Source organism: Actinocorallia aurea, assembly GCF_054783995.1.
On record NZ_BAAGPQ010000011.1, the window covers coordinates 33,092 to 52,116 of the forward strand.

Below are 19,025 nucleotides of genomic sequence, written 5' to 3' on the forward strand. Positions count from 1 at the left end.
GAGCCCGGTCAAGTCGAGCCCGGAGGGGGACGCGCTGCGGGCGACGACGCGGCCGACGCTGTCCGGCGGGATCTACTTCGACTGCGCCGACCGGCTCCGGGAGTGCCCGGACACCCCCGGCATGCCCGACGGCGACGCCGAAGGGGGCCGCGGCCTCCCGCTCGTCGACATGCTCGCGACCGAGCACGGCTGGACCCGCCTTCCCGGCGGCTGGAAGTCCCACTGGTTCCTCCTCGACCCGCCGCCCCACGAGCCCGCCTCGTCCGGCCCCGTCCCCGACCTCCCCGGATCTCCGGCTTCCCCGACCGGCGCGGACCGGGGAAGCCGGGCCGCGACCCCCGCAGAGGCTCCACCCTCCCGCGGGGAAGGCCGCCCGTCCCGCCGTGTCCACGCGACCCCCGCGGTGTCGACGGGGCGGGCGGCCCGCCGCTTCCCTGTGAACCCCGGGGAACGGTTGGGAAGAGAGTCAGGATCTGTGTTGAATGAGGACTCGAAGCGCGTTAACTTCGCCCGATGGAGGACATTGACGCCCGGGTGGCGGCAATTCGTGACTTCGCCTCGGTCCTACGGGACCTTCGCACCTCACTCGGTAATCCATCTTTCCGCGAGATGTCCGGACGATCCGGGGCGATCTCGCACACGACCCTGTACGAGGCCACCAAAGGGAACCGGCTTCCGAGCTGGGAGACCACCGTCGAGTTCATCAAGGCGTGCGGCGCGGATCCCGCCGATTACCGGGCCCGCTGGGAGCAGGCGAACCGGACGGTCAGGGGAGCGAGCGCCGCCGGCGTCCCCGTCACCGCCAGCGGCTCCCCTGCTCTCCGGGCCACCGAATCCGACCTTCCGGACCTACCTCTGTCCGACCAGAGCACCGACCGGGCGAGCCCGCCGCCCGGCCGGGAACGGCCACGGCTCTCCCGCACCGCGCCCGCCAACTCCGACGGCCCGATACGACCCCGGCTCTCCACCCCGGCGAAGGCGGTGCTCGCGGTCGCGGTCTTCGGCGCGGGGGCGGCGGCCTTCTTCACCCTCTCCGGCGACCCCGGTTCCGGGGCCGACGAACCGACCGGCAGCCCGGCCACCGTGGTTCCCGGCCCCGCCGACTGCCCCGTCCTCACCCCCAACCCTCCCCCCTCCCCTCCCGCGCATGCCGGCGACCTCGCGGTCTTCGTCGCGGACGTCACGCTGATCGACTGCGCCCGGGTGCCCCCCGACGAACCCGTCACCAAGGTGTGGCGGCTTCAGAACGCCGGGACCGTCCCGTGGAACGGCTACAGCCTGCGCCGCCTCGACTCGCCGCAGCAGATCGGCCGGTGCCAGACGATCGCCGAGGTGCCGATAGACGACACGCCGCCCGGCGCTACCGTCGAGATCCGGGCCCAGGTCACCCCGCAGAAGTCTCCCGGCCTCTGCTACATGCTTTTCAAGATGGTGGACGCCGAGGGGCGGATCGCGTTCCCCGGGACCCGCCCCGTCAACTTCCAGATCATCATCGACCCGCAGGCCCCCGCCGTTCATGACACGGCGGGGGCCGCGCGACATCAGGAGCCGAGCACGATCCCGGAGTAGTAGCTCCGGAGGATCGCGGCGTAACCGGCGCCCGCCGCGGCCTGGTCGGCGGAGCCGTACTGCGACATCCAGTCCCCGGTCACCCAGCCGCCGCATGCCGTGGTCGTCGAGCAGTAGTGGGCTTCCAGGATCTTTCCGGAGCGGGTCATCCGGGTGCCCCACGTCGCGTCGACCGCGGCGTTCGTGGCGGCCGTCGCCGAGCCGGGCACGTACACCTGGCTGGAGGTGGTGTCGGTGACGTCGTAGCACTCGCCCCACGACGTCGTGCGGGTGGAGGTCAGCGCCCAGTGCCAGCCGAAGCTCTTGACGGCCATCGCGCCCGCCTTCAGCGACTCGGCCGGCCAGCTCGGGATCCACTCCTTGGGCAGCACGTTCTTGACGTAGGTCTTGAAGTCCACCCGGTCCACGCGGCCGAGCGACACCCGGTACACGAGGATCGACGTGGGCAGGGTGCTGTGCGTCCCGTCGGTCTTGCACCCGGTGCCCGTGGTGAGGAACCGGTGCGAGGCGTTCTCGTTCTTGAGGGTGGCGTTCAGATTGGCCTGGGCGCCGGGCGCGAAGTCCTGGTAGGAGCCGCTGTAGTCGCTGTTGTAGTGGACCCGGACGGTCTTGCCGCTGCGGTTCCAGGCCGAGGCCGCCTCGTTCTTGACGCACAGCCCCTTGCCCGCGCCCGCCCCCTTGAAGTCGTAGCAGGACGGCTGCTCGGTGCCGTAGTCCGGGACGGAGTCGGTGAAGTCCGACAGCGATCCCGAGAGGCCGCTGTTGTAGTAGTAGCAGAACTCGCCGCTGTCGCAGACGCCGTCGCGGGCCGCCGCCGAGGCGGGCGTCGCGGTGGCCAGGACCGCTCCCCCGAGGGCCACCGCGGCGAGCGCCGCGATGGCCCGGGAGAACGACCGTGCGAACACGTTCGTCGTCTTCATCGTCGTCAGGCGATGCTGTAGCCCTGGCTGCGCCAGAACGAGTACGGGTTCGGGTTGTCGAGCACGGGGTCGCCGACGCTCACCGAAGCGGCGGTCTGGCGGCCGTAGCGCATCTCCACGTGGGTGTGCGCCGCGCCGCTGGAGCTGACGCCGCGCCACGCCTCGTCGGCGATGGTCTGGCCCTTGCTGATCGACTGGCCGACCGACAGGGTCCGCGGGGCGGTGTGCAGGTAGATGATCGTCTTGTCGAGCGTGGCGTTGTAGATGGCGATGGTGGACAGGCTGCCGCTGCCGTTCGCGCCGTAGGTGACGCGGGTGACGGTGCCGCTGACCAGGGCGTGGACGTCGGAGCCGACGCTGCGGGCGATGTCGATGCCCTCGTGGCGTCCGGGGGTGCTGGTGTAGCCGTCGAACGGGCAGCTGATGCCGCCGCCGCTCGCCTGGTAGAGCCCGTGGGACAGGCTGGTGGTCGCCGCGCCGAACTGGTGCGAGGCGTTGTTGTTCTTCAGGGTGGCGTTCAGGTTTCCCTTGGCCCCGGGCGCGAACGACTGGGACGAGCCCGCGTAGTTGCTGTTGAAGTAGACCGTGACGGTCTGGTCGCTGCGGTTCCAGACCGAGGCTGCGTCGTTCTTGATGCACTGGCCCTGGCCGGCGCCCGCGCCCTTGAACTCGTAGCAGTCGGGCTGGGTCGTGCCGTAGTTGCCGAGGGAGCTGGTGAAGTCCGAGACCGACCCGGCGTTGTCGCTGTTGTAGTAGTAGCAGAACTCGCCGTCCTCGCAGACGCCGTTGCGGGCGTCGGCGAGGGCGGGCGTGGCGGTGACGACGACGCCCAGCCCGACGGCGAACAGGGCGGTGACGGTGGAGAGGAGCTTGCGGGGGGTTTTCATGGTCTTCTCCGAGATGAGAGTGGCGGGGGTTCAGAGGCGCTGGTATTCCTCCCAGGTTCGGATCTCCACCTGGGGGCCGTCGTCGGGGCCGCGTCCGGCGAGCCCGTTGAGGCCTAGGTAGTAGTCGCCGGCCTGGTGCTGGGCCTGGGTGGACAGGTCGGTGTCGCTGATGGCGACGGCGTGGATGTGCCACGGCCAGTCGCCCTGGGCGGGGCTGCGGAGCCAGGCGGCGAAGCCGACCCGGCGCAACGCGGTGACGGCCTGGGTGCGGGCGGCGGTCGTCAGCCCCTGGACGGAGATGTCGACCACGCCGCCGCCGTCGTGGGTGCCGGCCGACGTGGGGTCGCCGCCGGGGTTGTAGGAACCCTGCTCCAGTACGAGGTCGACGCCGAGGAGCTGTTCGGCCTTCGCCAGCATGTTCTGGGTGCGGGTGTTGACGGTGAGGGCGTCCACGATCACCTTGGCGCCCGGCTGGAGGACCGCGGTGACGGTGAAGCGCCCGCTCCCGAGCGCGGTGAGCGACGTCTTGCCGGGCAGGCCGTTCGCGTCGAGCCCGGTGTAGCCGAGCGACTGCTGGTACTGGGCGTAGGCGGTGACCGTCAGGGTGCCGAAGTAGCCGTCGACCCACTGCGCGGCCAGGAGGCCCCGGTCGCGCAGCGCCTGCTCGACGAGGAGCACGCTCGCCTTCGCGCCGGGCGTCAGGGTGCTGTCGGCCCGGCGCGGGTCGATCTGGGCGGCCTTGACCGTGGCCTCCATGTTGACGGTGGGCAGTGCCGCGGACGCCGCCGTCGGGAACGCTCCGAGGAGCGGACCGAGCAGGGCGGCGACCGCGAGGGCGGCCGGTGAGGGCGACTTCATGGTTCTCCTGATCGCGGCGCTTCGGGAAACGGCCGGGGACGGTGCCGCGGCCTGGATCAACTGTCGGCAACGGCCCGGGTGATCCACAAGGAGTTGCCGTTGTCAGCCTGTTCAGCGCGCAATTCAGTTCTGTCAACCGTGCCTGAACTGTGGTGATGACAGAACCGCCGAACAGGTCTGCACTTCTGGAGAACGCCGCGGGGATCCGATCTTGAAAGGCGCGGAGCGGGAATGGGGCGATCGCGCCGTCGAGTTCCGCGTGCTGGTCCCTCTCGAGATCACCCACGGGGGTGCTCGGTCGCCCCCATCGCGGCGAAGGACGGGGCCTTCCTGGCGGAACTGCTCGCCCTAGACCGAGCCCCCTCCATCGCCGGGCGGGCCGCGGGCCGGCCGGACCGCCGAGTCGGACGGGGCTAGTCGGCCGTCGAGGACGGGCCGTGCCAGTCGAGGAGGAGGACTGTGGCGTCGTCTTGGAGGGGCTGGGCGTGGTGGGTGAGGAGGGCGGAGATGAGGCGGCGGAGGGTCTCGGGGATGGGGAGGCCGTCGGCGGTGTGGCGGATGACGAAGTCGACGAAGCGCTCGAGGCCGAACTCGCGGCCCTGGCGGTCGCGGGCCTCGATGATGCCGTCGGTGTAGAGCAGGACGCGGTCGCCCGGCTCCAGCTGCTCGACGCACAGGGACACCGGCAGGCCCAGGTCCATGCCGATGGGGTGGGAGGGCGGGCAGGACAGCGTGGTGATCCAGCGGCCGTGCCGGATCACCACCGGCGGGTGGTGGCCGCGGTTGACCCAGGTGAAGCGGCCGGTGACGGTGTCGAGCTCGGCCATGATCGCGGTGACCGACCTGGCGTCCTCACCGAACTCCGACAGGAGGACCGCCTCGATGCCCTGCGTGAGCTCGGCCAGCGGGACGCCGTGGCGGCGCTGGTTGCGGCAGGCCGCGATCGCGAGGTTCGCCGCGAGCCCCGCCGCGACGTCGTGGCCCATCGCGTCGAAGACCGCGAGGTGGACGGTGTCGCCGGCCGTCGCGTAGTCGAACGCGTCGCCGCCGACCTCGTAGGCGGGCTCGACGACGGCGCCGATCGCCACCCGGTCGCCCGCGAAAGTCAGCGGCGGCAGCAGGTTCCATTCCATCTCGGCGGCCACGTTCATCCGCTCGGTGCGCACGAGGCGGGCGTAGGAGTCGCTGTAGGGGCGGGTGCTGACCAGCATCAGCGCGACCAGCGAGGCGAGGTGGCGCATCCGCCCGAGCTGCGGCTCTTCGGCCGGACCCGCCGTGCGGACCCGCATGACGCCGAGGCGCTCGGTGCCGTCCAGGAGCGGGACCCAGGAGTACTGGGCCGGGGCGTCCGGCTTGGTCGTGAGGACGCGCAGCTCCTGGAACGCCCGGCCGCCCATCGTGCCCTCGACGCGTACCTCGGCGTCCTCGCCCGCGGAGGTGATCGGGCGCAGCACCCGCTGGCGCAGGTCGACGAGGTAGATGAGCACCTCGTCCAGGCCCGCGAGGCGGGCGTGCGCCGAGACCACCGAAGGAAGCTGCTCGAACGACACCCTGTGGCTCGCGTCGAGCAGGCCCGTCAGCATCCGTTCGAGACCGTGTCCGTCCTCCACCCGTCTCCCCCCGCGGCCGCCCGTTCCCGCGCCCCTACCCGTTTTCCGGCGGGGCGGCACCTCGCGCGGGGAAATCGCGGATCACGCCGTTACCTCACTTCAGCTTCCGCTTCATCTCGTCGAGCTTCACGAGGATGGGGTAGCCGCCGACACTGAGCGCGTTGCCGTGGCCGGTCTGGTGAACGTCGAAGACCGACTGGATCGCGGCGTAGAAGCCCTGGACGTCGAGGGTCTGGTTGACGGCGCGCTTGGCCTGGCGGAGGCCGAACGACGGCATCTCGGCGATCTGGGCGGCGAGGGCGCGGGTCTCGGCGTCGAGGTCGGCGCGCGGGACGACCCGGGTGACCATGCCGGTCTTCTCGGCCTCTTCCGCGGTGAGGGGGCGGCCGGTGAAGAGGATCTCCTTGGCCTTGCGCGCGCCCAGCTCCCACGTGTGGCCGTGGTACTCGACGCCGCCGATGCCCATCGTGACGACGGGATCGGAGAAGAGGGCGTCGTCGGAGGCGAGGATGAGGTCGCACGGCCAGCACAGGAGCAGGCCGCCCGCGATGCAGCGGCCCTGCACCGCGGCGATCGTCGGCTTGGGGATGCCCCGCCAGCGGAGGGTGTATTCGAGGTAGCGGCGGGTCTCGGCGTTGTAGATCCACTCCAGGGTGATCTCGTCCGGGGAGGGCCAGCGGTCGTTCAGGTCGTGGCCCGCGGAGAAGTGCTTGCCGTTCGCGCGCAGGATGATGACGGCGACGTCCTCGTCCGACGCGCCCTGGGCGAAGGCCGCGTCGAGCTCGTCAAGGAACTGCATGTTCTGGGCGTTGGCCGCTTCAGGGCGGTTCAGGGTGATGGTCGCGATCCTGTCGGCGACCTCGTAGTCGATGAATGCCATGGAGGGCTCCTCAGGCTCTCGGGAGGCCGAGCACGCGCTCGGCGATGATCGTGCGCTGGATCTCCGAGGTGCCGCCCGCGATCGTGCCGGAGAAGCTCCGGACATAGCGCTCGAACCAGCCGGCGGAGAACTCGTCGAGGTTCAGCGGGGCGAACGGGGCGGTCCACGCGGGGTGGGCGAGCGCGGCGCCGCCCGCGGAGTCCAGGGCGGCCTCCGAGGCGGACTGGACCGCCTCGGAGCCGAACACCTTCAGGACCGACAGGGCCGCCACGTCCTGGTCGCCGCGCGCGGCCTTCGCCAGGGCCGTCGAGCCCATGAGGCGCAGCGCGTGGGCGTCCATGACGAGGGTGGCGAACCTGTCGCGGTCGAGCGGCGTCACGGGCTCGAAGTCGCGGACGAGGTCTTCGAGCCGGTCGGCGAAGCTCAGCCACAGAAGGGTGCGTTCATGCCCCAGTGAGCCGTTCGCGACCCGCCAGCCGTCGTTCAGCGGGCCGACGAGGTTCTCCTTCGGCACCCGCGCGTTCTCGAAGAAGACCTCGTTGAAGTCGAGGTCGGCGCGTCCGGCGATGGAGCCGAAGGGGCGGCGGGTGACGCCGGGGGTGTCGGTCGGGACGACGAGGACGCTGATGCCCTTGTGCTTGGGCGCCTTGGGGTCGGTGCGGACGAAGGCGAGGATCACGTCGGCGTCGTGCGCGCCGGACGTCCACACCTTCTGCCCGTTCACCACGAACTCCTCGCCGTCCAGGACGGCCCGGGTGCGCAGGCCCGCGAGGTCGGAGCCGGCCTCGGGCTCGCTCATGCCGAGCGCGGCGGTGATCTCCGCGCGCAGGATCGGGACGGCCCAGCGGCGCTTCTGCTCGGGCGTGCCGAACGACAGCAGGGACGCGGCGATGATGCCGAGGCCCTGCGGGTTGAAGCTGTGGTAGATCCGGCGGCGCGCCAGCTCCTCCAGATGGACGTACTGCTGGATGATGCCGGCGTTCCGGCCGCCGAACTCGGGGCTGTTGCCGGGCAGCAGCCAGCCTGCGTCGAACAGCCTGCGCTGCCAGGGGCGGGCCCAGTCGGGGATGTGCGCGGTCGAGTTCGGGCGCTCGGCGGCGTCGGCCTCGGACGGCAGGTGGGCGTCGAGGAAGGCGGCGAACTCCGCGCGGAACGCCTCGACCTCGGCGTCGAAGGTGAGCCGGATGGACCCCTCACCGGAGGGCGCGGCGGCGATGAACGCGCGGTGCTCGGCCGCGCCGCCCAGCAGCAGTTCTCCCGCCTTGGCGCGCTTGAGCGCGAACTGGAGGTCGTTCTCCCACGTGTAGCCCATGCCGCCGAACAGCTGGAGGCCGTGCCGGAAGACCAGGGACTGGCATTCGCCCGCGGCGGCCTTGGCCATCGCGGCGGCGAGCGGGCGGCGCGGGTCGCCGTCCGCGACGGTGCGGGCCGCGTAGTAGGCGAGGGCCCTGGCGCGCTCGATCGCGACGTGCATGTCGGCGGCCTTGTGCTTGACGGCCTGGAACGAGCCGATCGGCACGCCGAACTGGCGCCGGTCGCGGACGTGCGCGAGCACGAGGTCGAGGACGCGGCGGCAGGCGCCGACCATGGTGAGGGCCAGGCCGGTGCGCGCCAGGTCGAGGGCGGCGGCGGGGTCGGCGGCGCGGCGCTCGGCCCCGGTGACGCGGACGCCCTCGAAGACGAGGTCGGCGAAGTGCAGGCCGGGGTCGAACACGGGCACCGGACGGGCCTCCACCGCGGACGCGGGGACGACGAACACCCCCGCGTCGGTCACCACCGCGATCTCGGCTGCGCGATCCCCGTCGAGGACGTTGCGGGCGGTGCCGTCCAAGAGCCATCCGTCGCCATCGGGCGCGGCGGTGACGCCGTCGAAGACCGCGGTGCCCGGTGCTCCGTCCGTGGGGGCCTCCCCGGCGAGCGGGGCGAACCAGGTCATGGTGGCGAGGTAGGGGGTGGGGTCGCAGGCCGCGCCCAGTTCCTCCAAGACGATTCCGAGTTCGACGGCTTCGGCCTGTTCTGTCAGTTCGGTCCAGCCGAGTCCGGTGTAGGCGCGCCAGGGGGGGCCGGAATCGGCCCCGTCGTCGACGACCGCACGGACGAGCGCGGGCGGGCACTCCTTGGCGACGACACCGCGGACGGTGTCCTGCCACAGCCGCTGGTCGGCGTCGAACTCGAGCAGCATCGGACCTCCGGGTTTCGCTCGGCTTCCGGCGGAGAATAACATTCTCTTAGAATGAAAGTAAGAGTCTCGCCGGAACCAACCCCTATCCCGCGACGTCAATAAGGCGACGTGCCAAAGCCGTGCAGTAAGGTTCTCCTATGGCCCAGAAGACGGACCCGCCCGTGAGCAGCCCGAGTGAAGAGCCGGCATGGAAGCAGCGCGCGGTCGAGCGCTCCACCAAGGCCGCCAAGCTCCGCGCCGAGCAGAGGGTGGAGCGCTTCCTCGACGCCGCCCAGGCGATCATCACCGAGAAGGGCACCACCGACTTCACCGTGCAGGAGGTCGTGGATCGTTCCCGGCAGTCCCTGCGCAGCTTCTACCAGCACTTCGACGGCAAGCACGAGCTGCTGCTCGCGCTGTTCGAGGACGCGCTCCGCCGCGCCGCCGACCAGATCCGGGCCGCCTCGACCGGCCTGCCGGAGCCGCTGGAGCGCGTCCGCGTCGCGGTCGAGCTGCTCTTCGAGCTCTGCCGCCCCGACCCCGTCGCCCAGCGCCCCCTGTTCACCGACTTCGCCCCGCAGCTCCTCGTGTCCCACCCGGCCGAGGTGAAGATCGCGCACGCCCCGCTGCTCGCGCTCTTCACCGAGCTGATGGACGCCGCCGCCGAGGCGGGCGCGCTGCGCGAGTTCATCACGCCGCGCCGGGCGGCGGCGCTGACGATGCAGACCGTCATGTTCATCGCCCAGTCCAACGGCTCCGAGGACGACCACACCCAGCACCCGGTCACGGCCGAAGAGGTGTGGGACTTCTGCGCGGGGGGCTTCGCCGCGCACTAGGGCGTCGGGGCGAACTCGACCCGGCGACGGAGCCGACCCGAGAACGCCATTCTCAGATTCATAGAGCGTGCCTTACAGTGGGCTGATCGACCACCCCACTGACTCCCCGACGGCCGGTCCCGACGCGGCCGACCCTCGGGTGGAAGGCGAACGCCGTGACCGATCTGTGGACCGACCTCCTCGGCTGCCTGGAACTCACCGGCCCCGCCGAGGACGGCTCCTTCGAGGGCCGCAACCAGGCGCTGACCTACCACCGGTTGTTCGGCGGGCAGCTCCTCGCGCAGTTCGTCCGCGCCGCCGAACTGACCTGCCCGGATAAAGCGCTCAAATCGCTGCACACCCTCTTTCCCCGCGCCGGACACGCCGACGAACCCGTCCGCTACGAGGCGACCGTCCACCACGCGGGATCGTCGTTCGCGACGCTGACGCTGAACGCCGTCCAGTCCCGGGGCGTCATCGCGACCGCGTCAGCCTCGCTGCACGCCGTCGAGGAGGGCCGCGCGCTCCAGACCGTCGCCGAGGCCCCGGCCGTGCCCGGCGCGGACCAGACCGTCAAGCTCGACCTCATCCCGTGGGAGACCCGCGCGACCACCGACCTCGACACCGCCGGGTCCGAGGCCCCCGAGTACGAACTCTGGACGCGCACGCCCGCCACCGAGCCCGCGTACGCGCCGGCCCTGCTCGCCTACGCCACCGACCTCACCCTCATCGGCACGGCTCTGCGCCCCGTAGCGGGCGTCTCCCAGCAGGACGCGGGCAAGGCCTTCACCTCAGCCGTCACCTCCCACACCCTCTGGTTCCACCGCCCTGTGCCCTCGGCCTCCTGGCTCCTCCTGCGCCAGCACAGCCCGATCCTCGCCCACGCCCGCACCTACGGCCGCGGCGACGTCCTCACCTCCGACGGCACCCTCATCGCCTCCTACGCCCAGGAGTCCATGGTCCGCTTCCACGCCTGAGCCCCTCCCCTCGCGCTTCCCGCACCGCGCGCGCCGAGGCGGGGGCGCTCACCTGCCGCGGCGGCTCCTGCTCGTCAGATGCCAGCCGCGGCAGGACGGGCAGCGGTAGACGCTGCTGATCGCCTTCTCCCGGCGCTCCCAGCCGCCGTTCGGCCGCTGCAGTGCGGCGAGCGCGAGTTCCGCGGCGATCCGATCACGGAACCACAGCTTCTCGGGGCTGATCCGGCACGCAGGATTCTTCCTGCCCTTAGACCTCAAACGCACGCTCCCCGCGACCCGTCGACGTCGTCGCCGACGCTTGACCGCAGATCATCCCGCCGAGCGCCCGCCACCGGCAGGGCCGTGACCCCGACCGGCCACACCCGCCGCGGCCGAACCCGCGTTGGTCCGCCGTCCTGGCGCGGGCCCATCGGGCGGCATCGCGAGCGCTTTGACGCGAATGTCCTTGATGTAGCGGGTGTCAGGGGCCTCATGTCTAACGCTGTCATCACGGCCCGGAACGGCGCGGGGCGGGCGGCGGTCACCGAGCGTAGATTCTCGCGTGACCAGAGGCCCGCGCCCGGGTGCGGCGTGGCCTCACCGGGATGGGCCGTTCGAGGGAGAACGCGTGCGCGGGTACGCCGTGGTGGATGTCGAGACGACGGGGTTCACGCCGTCCGCCGGTGAGATCGTCGAGGTCGCGATCGCGCAGACCGACGCGGCCGGAACCGTCACCGCCTCGTGGGACACCCTCGTCCGCCCGCGCGGACCGGTCTCGGGCACCCACGTCCACCGCATCACCCCCGCGATGGTCCGCGACGCCCCGATGTTCCAGGACATCTCAGCCCAGATCCGCTCCATGCTCGCAGGCCGGGTCGTCGTCGCCCACAACCTCCCCTTCGACGCCCGCTTCCTGACGGCCCAACTCCACGCCGCGGGCCTGCCCGCCCCGCAGATCGCCGAGGGCGTCTGCACCCTGAAACTGGCCCGCCGCACCCTCGCCGGCCCCACCTTCAAACTCCCCGACTGCTGCTACGAGCTGGGCATCCCCTACACCGGCGCGCACGCCGCCCTCGCCGACACCCTCGCCACCGCCCAGCTCTTCCGGCACCTCCTCACCACCCACCCGGCGCCTTCCGGCCAGCCCGTCCCCGCGCTCACGATCCCCGCCCAGCGCCCCGCCCCGCCCCGCCTGTCCCGCGCGCTGAACTAGCCGCCCCGCCGACGACGGCGAACGTCCGGCGACACGACGCCGCCGGACAGCGCCGAGTCACGCAGGGGCCCTCCTCTGCGCGGTCCAGGAGACCAACCGGTTGCTCAGGCCGTTGCGAAGCCGAGGCCGAGCCGCGTCGGCCACCCGCGAGCCCATGGGTCGCCGACCGCGCGGTGAAGGACGTCCACCGGGGCCGGGATCTCGGTCCGGCGCCGGACCCGGGTCAGGGGGAGGTGTTGCTCTGGAAGAGGAGTTTCACGGCGGCGTAGGGGTCCAGGTCGCCGGAGGCCACGGCGGAGGCCAGCCAGGGGAGGTCGGGATGGGTGCGGAGGCGGGTCTGGGCGAGGGCGAGGAGCTGGGTGGCGGCGCGGGCCGCGGCACGGGCCGGGTCGGCGCTGCGGTGGTGGGAGTCGATGGCCTCCATGAGGGCGGGGACGCCTTCGGCCCGGGAGGCGACGAGCTTCAGGATGGGCAGTTCGGTCTCGATGTGGAGGTCGCGGACGGTCTGGTCGGCGCCTTCGCGGTCGGCCTTGTTGACCACCAGGAGGTCGGCCACCTCCAGGAGGCCCGCCTTCGCGGCCTGGACGGCGTCGCCCGCGCCGGGGGCCAGGATCACGACGGCCGGGTTCGCGACCGCGGCGATCTCGATCTCGGACTGGCCCACGCCGACCGTCTCCAGGAGGACCAGGTCGTAGGAGAGGGCGGCCAGGACGCGGATCGCGGCGGGGACCGCCGCGGAGAGGCCGCCGAGGTGGCCTCGCGCGGCGACCGAGCGGATGAGGACGCCGGGGTCCGTCGTGTGCTCGGCCATGCGGATGCGGTCGCCGAGGAGGGCGCCGCCGCTGAACGGGGACGACGGGTCGACCGCCAGGACGGCGACGCGCAGGCCGCGGGCGCGGTAGGCCGCCACGAGGGCGGCCACCGTGGTCGACTTGCCCGCGCCCGGCGGGCCCGTCACGCCGACGACGCGGGGGCCCGCGGCGTCGGCGGGGAGCGCGGCGAGGACCTCGTCGCGGGCGTCGCCCTCGACGAGGGTCAGCAGCCTTCCCGTCGCCCGCACCGAACCGTCGCGCGCGGCCTTGAGCAGGACCGCCGGGTCCGTCGAGGCGGCGCGCGCGCCTCCCAGCCGTGCGCGCCGCCCGTCCGGCGCCCCCGCCGCGGGACGGTTCTCGGTCACGGGGCGGGGACCTCGATGACGGCGGCGGAGCCCATGCCGCCACCCGCGCACATGGCGGCGACGCCGATGCCGCCGCCGCGGCGGCGGAGCTCGTGCACGAGGGTGACGAGCATGCGGGAGCCTGTGGCGGCGACGGGGTGGCCGAGGCCGCAGCCGCTGCCGCTCACGTTGACGCGCTCGGGGTCGAGGCCGAGGAGCGAGATCGTCGCGACGCACATCGACGCGAACGCCTCGTTGATCTCGAAGAGGTCGACGTCGCCGGGGGTGAGGCCGGCGCGGGCGAGGGCCTTCGGGATCGCCTTGACCGGGGCGAGGCCCGTCTCGGCCGGGTCGACGCCGACGGACGCCCACGACCGGATCGTCGCGAGGGCGGGCAGCCCCAGGCTGCTGCTCGCGACGACGAGCGCGGCGGCGGCGTCGTTCACCCCGGACGCGTTGCCCGCGGTGATGCTGAACCCCTCGATCTCGGGGTGCAGCGGCTTCAGCGAGGCGAGCCTCTCCAGGGTCGTGTCGCGGCGCGGGTGCTCGTCGGTCTCGAACAGGCCGCGTGGGGTCTCGACCGGCACGATCTCGTCGGCGAAGCGGCCTTCGTCGATGGCGCGGAGCGCGTTCCGGTGCGAGCGCAGCGCCCACGCGTCCATCTCTTCGCGGGTGACGCCCGCGCGCTGGGCGGCGTTCCACCCTACGGTGATGGACATGTCCCGGTTGGGGGCGTCCGGGCGGTTCGGGTGGGTGGGCGAGTTCCAGTCGACCCGCTCCTCCCCCACGACGCGGTAGCCGCGCGGCGACGTCGACATGCTGTTGACGCCGCCCGCGATGATCAGCTCGTCCATGCCGGCGCGGATGCTCGCGGCGGCCATCTGCACCGACGACAGGCCCGCCGCGCAGTGCCGGTTGAGGGCGAGACCCGGCACGTCTCGGAGCCCGGCCGTCACGGCGGCGTGCCGGGCGACGACGCCGCCGCCGTACAGGCCCTCGCCGAGGATGACGTCGTCGATCGCGCCCGGGTCGAGTTTCGCCGCGGCGGCCGAGACGATCCGGTCGGCGAGCGCGAACGCGTCCACGTCGCGCAGGGAGCCCTTGAACGAGGTGCCGATGGGGGTGCGCAGGGCTTCGACGATCACGGCTTCAGGCATGGGACGTCTCCAGTTCCGCCACGAGGGTGCGGCGTAGCAGCTTTCCGGTGTCGGTCTTGGGCAGCGCGTCGCGGAAGACGATGGTGTCGGGCGTCTTCGACGAGCGGAGCCGCTCGCGCACGTGGGCGCGGATCTCCTCGGGGTCGGCCTCGCCGACGACGACCGCGACGATCCGCTGCCCCCACTCGGGGTCGGCGACGCCGATGACGGCGGCCTCGGTGATGCCGGGGTGGGTGAGGATGACGTCCTCGATCTCGGCGGGGGCGACGTTCTCCCCGCCGCGGATGATGGTGTCGTCGGCGCGGCCCTCGATGAAGAGGTAGCCGTCCTCGTCGAGCCGGCCGCGGTCGCGGGTGGGGAACCAGCCGCCGGCGTCCAGCGCGCTGTGGCCGCCGTACTCCCCGGACACCTGCTCTCCGCGGGCGAAGACGAGGCCCGTCTCCCCGGCGGGGAGGACCTTGCCGTCCTCGTCGCGGACCTGGAACTCGACGCCGGGCACGGCCCTGCCGACGGAGCCGAGCCGTTCGCGGTGGGCGGGGTCGGTGGCGGCGATGGCCTTGCGGTGGTCGTTGGGGCCCAGGACGGCGATGGACGACGCGGTCTCGGTGAGCCCGTAGGCGTTGACGAACCCTGTGTCGGGGAAGACGGCGAGCGCCCTTTCCAGCACAGGGCGCGGGGTCCGGGCACCGCCGTAGGCGAGGTTGCGCAGGGTGGGTGTAGCGGCGTCGTCGCCTTCGACCTCCGCGACGATCCGGGCCAGCATCGTCGGCACGACGAGGGCGTGGGTGACCTTCTCGCGGCGGACCGTCGCGAGCCACTCGGCGGCGTCGAACGCGGGCAGGTAGACCACGCGGCGGCCCGTGTAGAGGTTGGAGATCAGGTTGGCGAGGCCCGCGATGTGGTACGGCGGGACGGCGACGAGCGCGGCGTCGCCCTCGCCGGCGGAGGCGAACTCCAGCGTGTTGAGCACGTAGGCGAGCAGGTGCTTGTGGCGGAGCAGCGCGGCCTTGGGGGCCGCCGTGGTGCCGCTCGTGTAGAGGACGACGGCCACCGCGTCGCGGTCGTCGGGCACGGGGGCGGGCTCGTCGGGCAGGGCGACGGCGTCGAGTCCGGCGACGAAGCCGTCGAGGTCCTCGGGCCGGAGCACCAGGGCCCCGTCGTGCTTGTCGAGGAGCGCCGCGATCTGCTGGTCGCTCAGCCGGTAGTTGAGCGGCACGAACGGCACCCCCGCGCGGGCCGCGCCGAAGAGCGCCACCGGGTAGGCCAGGTGGTTGGCCCCGAGGTACAGGACGGCCGGATACCGCCGGAACCTCTCAGCCGCCGCCTGGGTGAGCCGCACCAGCTCCGCGGCCGTCAGCGTCCGCCCGTTCGCGGTCAGCGCCGCCCGATCCCCGGCAGCCGCCGCCATTTCGAGAATCATGTTTATGTTCATGAGAGTCAGATTCTCACCCATGAAGAGACCTACTTGCAAGAGTCCTCCCGGCAGGCCGGTGCGCGGCCACCGACAATATCCCTTGTCTTGACAAAATTTATTGTCGGATGCATCCTGGGGGCATGTTGGAAGTGGCGGTGATCGAAGAACCCGCGGCGGCCGAGGCGTCGCTGGCGCCCCTGCGGGCCCGCGTGCTGGCCGCGCTCGCCGAGCCGGGGTCGGCGGCGATGCTGGCCGGGAGGCTGGGGCTGCCGCGGCAGAAGGTGAACTACCACCTGAAGGAGCTGGAGCGGCACGGGCTGGTCGAGCTCGTCGAGGAGCGGCGCAAGGGCAACGTCACCGAGCGGGTGTACCGGGCCACGGCCGCGTCGTACGTGATCTCGCCCAGCGCGCTGGGTGCGGTGAGCCCTGATCCGTCGAGGTCGCCCGACCAGCTGTCAGCGCGCTGGCTGCTCGCGCTGGGATCGCGGCTGGTGCAGGAGGTCGGCATGCTGCTGACGGGCGCGGCCAAGGCACGGCGGCGGGTCGCCTCCTTCGGCATCGACGCCGAGGTGCGCTTCGCCTCCGCCGCCGACCGGACCGCCTTCGCCGACGAGCTCGCCCGGACCGTCGCCGCGCTCGTCAGCCGCTACCACGACGAGTCCGCGCCGGGCGGGCGCGCCCACCGGGTGGTCGTCGGCCTGCACCAGATCCCCGCGGCCCCGCCCGCGCAGCACGACACCGAGACCGAGACCGACGCGGCCGGGCGGACCGCGCCCGAGACCGACGCAGAACAGGACGACCGACGATGACGCACCCGTTCGAGATCGAGCTGGAGACGACCCTTCCCGCGAGTCCGGAGCAGGTCTGGGACGCGATCGCCACCGGACCGGGCATCGACTCGTGGTTCATGGGCCGCAACGAGGTGGAGCCGCGCGAGGGCGGCGTCACGGTGATGGAGACCGGCGGGAACCGGGAGGAGGCGGTCGTCACCGCGTTCGAGCCCGGCCGCCGGTTCGCCCTCCGGAGTGCGGAGGCCGAGGACGGCAGGTTCATGGCCTTCGAGTACCTCATCGAGGGCCGGGAGGGCGGCAGCACGGTCCTGCGCGTCGTCCACAGCGGCCTGCTCGGCGACGACTGGGAGGACGAGTACGACGCGCTGCGCCGCGGCTGGCCCTTCCACCTCCACACGCTCCACGAGTACCTGGCGCACTTCCCCGGCCGCGTCGGCGTCCCCGTCTTCGCCTTCGCGCAGACGGACCCGGCCCAGGACGTCAGGGCCGCCCTCACCCGCGCGCTGGGGCTCCCGGCCGAACTCGCGGTGGGCACGCCCGTCCACGCCGCGCCCGAGGGCCTGCCGCCTCTGGACGGCGAGGTCGTCTGGGCCGACGCCGAGCGCTTCGGGATACGCACCGCCGACGCCCTGTGCACCTTCCACCACTTCCCCGGCGTCGCCCTGATGTTCCACCACCTGTTCGCGCCGGACGCCTCCGGCGCGGAGGCCGCCTGGCAGAGCTGGCTCACCGGCACGCTCACCTGACCGACACCCGAGAAACCGAGGAAACCCCGATGCGCACCCTGATCAGCACCGCCTTCATCTCCCTCGACGGCGTCGTGGAGGCCCCGGGCGGCGAGCCCGAGTACCGCAACTCCGGATGGACCTTCAAGGACATCGAGTTCGTCCCCGAGGCCTACGAGATCAAGGGCCGGGAGCAGGAGGAGGCCACCGCGATGCTCCTCGGACGGGTCAGCTACGAGGCCTTCAGCCCGGTCTGGCCGAACATGGCGGACTTCGCCCGCTACAAGACGCTGCCGAAATACGTCGTCTCCACGACCCTCACCGAGAACGCGCTGGTCGACGACTGGGGTCCGACCACGATCCTCCGCTCCCTCGACGACGTCGCCGCCCTCAAGGAGACCGAAGGCGGCCCGATCATCGTCCACGGCAGCGCCGCCCTCAACCAGGCCCTCTCCGACGCCGGCCTCATCGACCGCTACCACCTGCTCGTCTTCCCGCTCCTCCTCGGCGCCGGCAAACGCCTGTTCAGCGCCACCGACAAGGACACCCAGCACCTCAAGCTCGTCGAGCACGAGACCTACGCCAATGGTCTCCAGAAGAACGTCTTCGACGTGGTGCGCTGAGCGCCGCCGCGGCCCCGCTCAGGTGAGGTTTCGGCGGAGCCAGGAAGGGGCGGGGTCGACGTGCGCGCGGTCGGCCAGGATCACGGTGGGGACGGTCTCGTCGCCGCCGGTCACGGCGCGGACCGCGGCGGCGCCCTCGGGATCGCGCCAGATGTCGACCCAGTGGGCCCGGCGGGCGACGCCGAGCAGGCGGAGGCGCAGCCTCAGGCAGTAGCGGCAGCCCGGACGCCAGTACACGACGGGGCGGCCGTCGCCCTCGCTGCGCCGCCGCGCCTCCGCGGCGGAGACCGAACGCGGGAAGGCCAGAGGCGACAGCAGAGCGCCGAACGCGGCATAAGCGACGATCCACGCGACGGCGGCCCCGTGGTTCCCCTTCGCCGCCTGCACTCCCCCGATGACCAGTGCCATCCCGAGCAGCCCCAGAAGGAAACCCCACCTGCGCATCACACGGCCACGCTGGCACATGACTCCCCGACCGCGCAAAGCCGCCCGTGCTACGAACCGCGCGTGACAGGGCTCTGAGAGTCCGCGGGGACGGGCGACCAGTCCATGGTCCTGACGTTCAGGACCGACCAGTTGGCGGGGTCCCCGTCGGCCGCGAGGCCGGTGACGCACACGGGGCCGTGGGGCATGGGGGCGGTGCGCTGGTACGGGCGATGGAGGTGGCCGTGGATCAGATGGGACGGCCTGATGTCGTCGACGACGGCCTGGAGGAGGGCGCGGTGGGCCTCGTTGCGGTCGACGTCGGCGCGGGCCCACCAGGACGGGGGCGGGCCCCACTCGTGGCCGACGGCGGGCGGGCAGTCGTGGGTGACCATCACATCGGCGGGGCCCGCCGCGCGGACGGCCTCCGCCTCGGCCTCGGTGATCTCCTCCTCCGGCCACCAGGTCTCGCCCTCGGTCCGGGCCACCGCGTCGAGGGTGACGGCGCCGCCGAGGGCGAGCCAGGTCCTGCCGTGCCACGTCCAGCGGTGGCCGCGGCGCAGGTGCCAGACCCTGTCGCGGACGCGGCCCCTGCCGTCGAGTTCGGGAGCGGCGTGCAGGACGGGGAACTGCTCATGGTTGCCGTCGACGAACCCCAGGACGGCGTCGGCCTCGGCGAGCGCGGTGTCGACCTCGCGCAGGTACTCCTCGCCGCCCGGCCACACGCCGAAGTCGCCGCAGTGCAGGACGAGGCGCGGGCTCTCGTCCGGGAGCAGCGCGGGCAGGCGGCGGATCACGTCGCGCGCCCACGCGCCGTTGCCGTGCCAGTCCCCCGCGACCAGGATCTTCTCGGGCGTGCTCACGTCT

Annotated in this window: 19 protein-coding genes; 7 read left to right on the forward strand and 12 right to left on the reverse strand. The window is 72.4% G+C overall.

Annotation, left to right across the window (positions count from 1 at the left end):
* The first annotated feature begins 609 nt into the window (after positions 1-609).
* Positions 610-1,569 (forward strand): NBR1-Ig-like domain-containing protein, encoded by a 960-nt coding sequence (locus ACYVOM_RS11790; protein ID WP_460303331.1) that lies wholly within the window; start codon positions 610-612, stop codon positions 1,567-1,569.
* Here the strand turns inward: ACYVOM_RS11790 and ACYVOM_RS11795 are convergent.
* The 6 genes from ACYVOM_RS11795 to ACYVOM_RS11820 form a co-directional block, all read right to left on the reverse strand.
* Positions 1,542-2,489 (reverse strand): peptidase inhibitor family I36 protein, encoded by a 948-nt coding sequence (locus ACYVOM_RS11795; RefSeq protein ID WP_460303332.1) that lies wholly within the window; start codon positions 2,487-2,489, stop codon positions 1,542-1,544. The two genes, ACYVOM_RS11790 and ACYVOM_RS11795, sit on opposite strands and share 28 nt — an antisense overlap.
* A 5-nt stretch (positions 2,490-2,494) precedes the next feature.
* Positions 2,495-3,376 carry a peptidase inhibitor family I36 protein gene (locus tag ACYVOM_RS11800; RefSeq protein ID WP_460303333.1) on the reverse strand — a complete coding sequence of 294 codons (882 nt, stop codon included), beginning with the start codon at positions 3,374-3,376 and terminating at the stop codon, positions 2,495-2,497.
* Positions 3,377-3,406: 30 nt separating this feature from the next.
* Positions 3,407-4,234 carry a peptidoglycan-binding domain-containing protein gene (locus tag ACYVOM_RS11805; protein ID WP_460303334.1) on the reverse strand — a complete coding sequence of 276 codons (828 nt, stop codon included), beginning with the start codon at positions 4,232-4,234 and terminating at the stop codon, positions 3,407-3,409.
* Between the two features lie 413 nt (positions 4,235-4,647).
* Positions 4,648-5,844: a PP2C family protein-serine/threonine phosphatase gene (locus ACYVOM_RS11810; protein ID WP_460303335.1), complete on the reverse strand. Its 1,197-nt coding sequence runs from the start codon at positions 5,842-5,844 to the stop codon at positions 4,648-4,650.
* A gap of 94 nt (positions 5,845-5,938) precedes the next feature.
* Positions 5,939-6,724, reverse strand: coding sequence for an enoyl-CoA hydratase (locus tag ACYVOM_RS11815; protein ID WP_460303336.1), 786 nt, complete (start codon positions 6,722-6,724; stop codon positions 5,939-5,941).
* A gap of 10 nt (positions 6,725-6,734) precedes the next feature.
* Entirely contained in the window at positions 6,735-8,906 is a 2,172-nt protein-coding gene (locus tag ACYVOM_RS11820) for an acyl-CoA dehydrogenase (RefSeq protein WP_460303337.1), read from the reverse strand.
* A 137-nt stretch (positions 8,907-9,043) separates the two neighbouring features.
* Between ACYVOM_RS11820 and ACYVOM_RS11825 the strand changes: the two genes are divergently transcribed.
* Both ACYVOM_RS11825 and ACYVOM_RS11830 read left to right on the forward strand, forming a co-directional pair.
* Positions 9,044-9,721, forward strand: coding sequence for a TetR/AcrR family transcriptional regulator (locus ACYVOM_RS11825; protein WP_460303338.1), 678 nt, complete (start codon positions 9,044-9,046; stop codon positions 9,719-9,721).
* Between the two features lie 155 nt (positions 9,722-9,876).
* Positions 9,877-10,677, forward strand: a complete 801-nt coding sequence (locus tag ACYVOM_RS11830; protein ID WP_460303339.1) for an acyl-CoA thioesterase — start codon at positions 9,877-9,879, stop codon at positions 10,675-10,677.
* Positions 10,678-10,725: 48 nt separating this feature from the next.
* Here the strand turns inward: ACYVOM_RS11830 and ACYVOM_RS11835 are convergent, their stop codons facing one another.
* Positions 10,726-10,941: a hypothetical protein gene (locus ACYVOM_RS11835; RefSeq protein WP_460303340.1), complete on the reverse strand. Its 216-nt coding sequence runs from the start codon at positions 10,939-10,941 to the stop codon at positions 10,726-10,728.
* Positions 10,942-11,284: 343 nt separating this feature from the next.
* Between ACYVOM_RS11835 and ACYVOM_RS11840 the strand changes: the two genes are divergently transcribed.
* Positions 11,285-11,869: a 3'-5' exonuclease gene (locus ACYVOM_RS11840; RefSeq protein ID WP_460303341.1), complete on the forward strand. Its 585-nt coding sequence runs from the start codon at positions 11,285-11,287 to the stop codon at positions 11,867-11,869.
* Positions 11,870-12,092: 223 nt separating this feature from the next.
* Here ACYVOM_RS11840 and meaB read toward each other — a convergent pair whose 3' ends face one another.
* Genes meaB through ACYVOM_RS11855 form a run of 3 tightly spaced genes read right to left on the reverse strand, consistent with a single transcriptional unit; the run spans position 12,093 to position 15,602 of the window.
* Positions 12,093-13,046 (reverse strand): methylmalonyl Co-A mutase-associated GTPase MeaB, encoded by a 954-nt coding sequence (gene meaB / locus ACYVOM_RS11845; protein ID WP_460303342.1) that lies wholly within the window; start codon positions 13,044-13,046, stop codon positions 12,093-12,095.
* Positions 13,043-14,182: a thiolase family protein gene (locus ACYVOM_RS11850; protein WP_460303343.1), complete on the reverse strand. Its 1,140-nt coding sequence runs from the start codon at positions 14,180-14,182 to the stop codon at positions 13,043-13,045. The genes meaB and ACYVOM_RS11850 overlap by 4 nt, the downstream gene beginning before the upstream one ends.
* Entirely contained in the window at positions 14,175-15,602 is a 1,428-nt protein-coding gene (locus tag ACYVOM_RS11855; protein WP_460303344.1) for a class I adenylate-forming enzyme family protein, read from the reverse strand. Before ACYVOM_RS11855 ends, ACYVOM_RS11850 begins: the two co-directional genes overlap by 8 nt.
* A 134-nt stretch (positions 15,603-15,736) precedes the next feature.
* Here ACYVOM_RS11855 and ACYVOM_RS11860 point away from each other — a divergent pair, with 134 nt between their 5' ends.
* The 3 genes from ACYVOM_RS11860 to ACYVOM_RS11870 are packed head-to-tail and all read left to right on the forward strand — an operon-like array spanning position 15,737 to position 17,735.
* Entirely contained in the window at positions 15,737-16,405 is a 669-nt protein-coding gene (locus tag ACYVOM_RS11860) for an ArsR/SmtB family transcription factor (protein WP_460303345.1), read from the forward strand.
* Complete coding sequence (locus ACYVOM_RS11865; RefSeq protein WP_460303346.1) at positions 16,402-17,133, forward strand: SRPBCC family protein; 732 nt, start codon at positions 16,402-16,404, stop codon at positions 17,131-17,133. Before ACYVOM_RS11860 ends, ACYVOM_RS11865 begins: the two co-directional genes overlap by 4 nt.
* Positions 17,134-17,162: 29 nt before the next feature.
* On the forward strand, positions 17,163-17,735 hold the full coding sequence (locus ACYVOM_RS11870) for a dihydrofolate reductase family protein (protein WP_460303347.1): 573 nt from the start codon (positions 17,163-17,165) through the stop codon (positions 17,733-17,735).
* Between the two features lie 18 nt (positions 17,736-17,753).
* Here the strand turns inward: ACYVOM_RS11870 and ACYVOM_RS11875 are convergent, their stop codons facing one another.
* Entirely contained in the window at positions 17,754-18,179 is a 426-nt protein-coding gene (locus ACYVOM_RS11875; protein ID WP_460303348.1) for a glutaredoxin domain-containing protein, read from the reverse strand.
* 50 nt (positions 18,180-18,229) lie between these two features.
* A complete protein-coding gene (locus tag ACYVOM_RS11880) occupies positions 18,230-19,021 on the reverse strand; it encodes a metallophosphoesterase family protein (RefSeq protein ID WP_460303349.1) in 792 nt (263 codons plus the stop codon).
* Positions 19,022-19,025: the final 4 nt, after the last annotated feature.

Bases quoted from the DNA above. Each gene is read 5' to 3' on its own strand.
- ACYVOM_RS11790 (WP_460303331.1), top strand. From the start codon at position 610: ATGTCCGGACGATCCGGGGCGATCTCGCACACGACCCTGTACGAGGCC.
- ACYVOM_RS11795 (WP_460303332.1), bottom strand. From the start codon at position 2,489: ATGAAGACGACGAACGTGTTCGCACGGTCGTTCTCCCGGGCCATCGCG.
- ACYVOM_RS11800 (WP_460303333.1), bottom strand. From the start codon at position 3,376: ATGAAAACCCCCCGCAAGCTCCTCTCCACCGTCACCGCCCTGTTCGCC.
- ACYVOM_RS11805 (WP_460303334.1), bottom strand. From the start codon at position 4,234: ATGAAGTCGCCCTCACCGGCCGCCCTCGCGGTCGCCGCCCTGCTCGGT.
- ACYVOM_RS11815 (WP_460303336.1), bottom strand. From the start codon at position 6,724: ATGGCATTCATCGACTACGAGGTCGCCGACAGGATCGCGACCATCACC.
- ACYVOM_RS11820 (WP_460303337.1), bottom strand. From the start codon at position 8,906: ATGCTGCTCGAGTTCGACGCCGACCAGCGGCTGTGGCAGGACACCGTC.
- ACYVOM_RS11825 (WP_460303338.1), top strand. From the start codon at position 9,044: ATGGCCCAGAAGACGGACCCGCCCGTGAGCAGCCCGAGTGAAGAGCCG.
- ACYVOM_RS11850 (WP_460303343.1), bottom strand. From the start codon at position 14,182: ATGCCTGAAGCCGTGATCGTCGAAGCCCTGCGCACCCCCATCGGCACC.
- ACYVOM_RS11855 (WP_460303344.1), bottom strand. From the start codon at position 15,602: ATGATTCTCGAAATGGCGGCGGCTGCCGGGGATCGGGCGGCGCTGACC.
- ACYVOM_RS11860 (WP_460303345.1), top strand. From the start codon at position 15,737: ATGTTGGAAGTGGCGGTGATCGAAGAACCCGCGGCGGCCGAGGCGTCG.
- ACYVOM_RS11865 (WP_460303346.1), top strand. From the start codon at position 16,402: ATGACGCACCCGTTCGAGATCGAGCTGGAGACGACCCTTCCCGCGAGT.
- ACYVOM_RS11870 (WP_460303347.1), top strand. From the start codon at position 17,163: ATGCGCACCCTGATCAGCACCGCCTTCATCTCCCTCGACGGCGTCGTG.
- ACYVOM_RS11875 (WP_460303348.1), bottom strand. From the start codon at position 18,179: ATGCGCAGGTGGGGTTTCCTTCTGGGGCTGCTCGGGATGGCACTGGTC.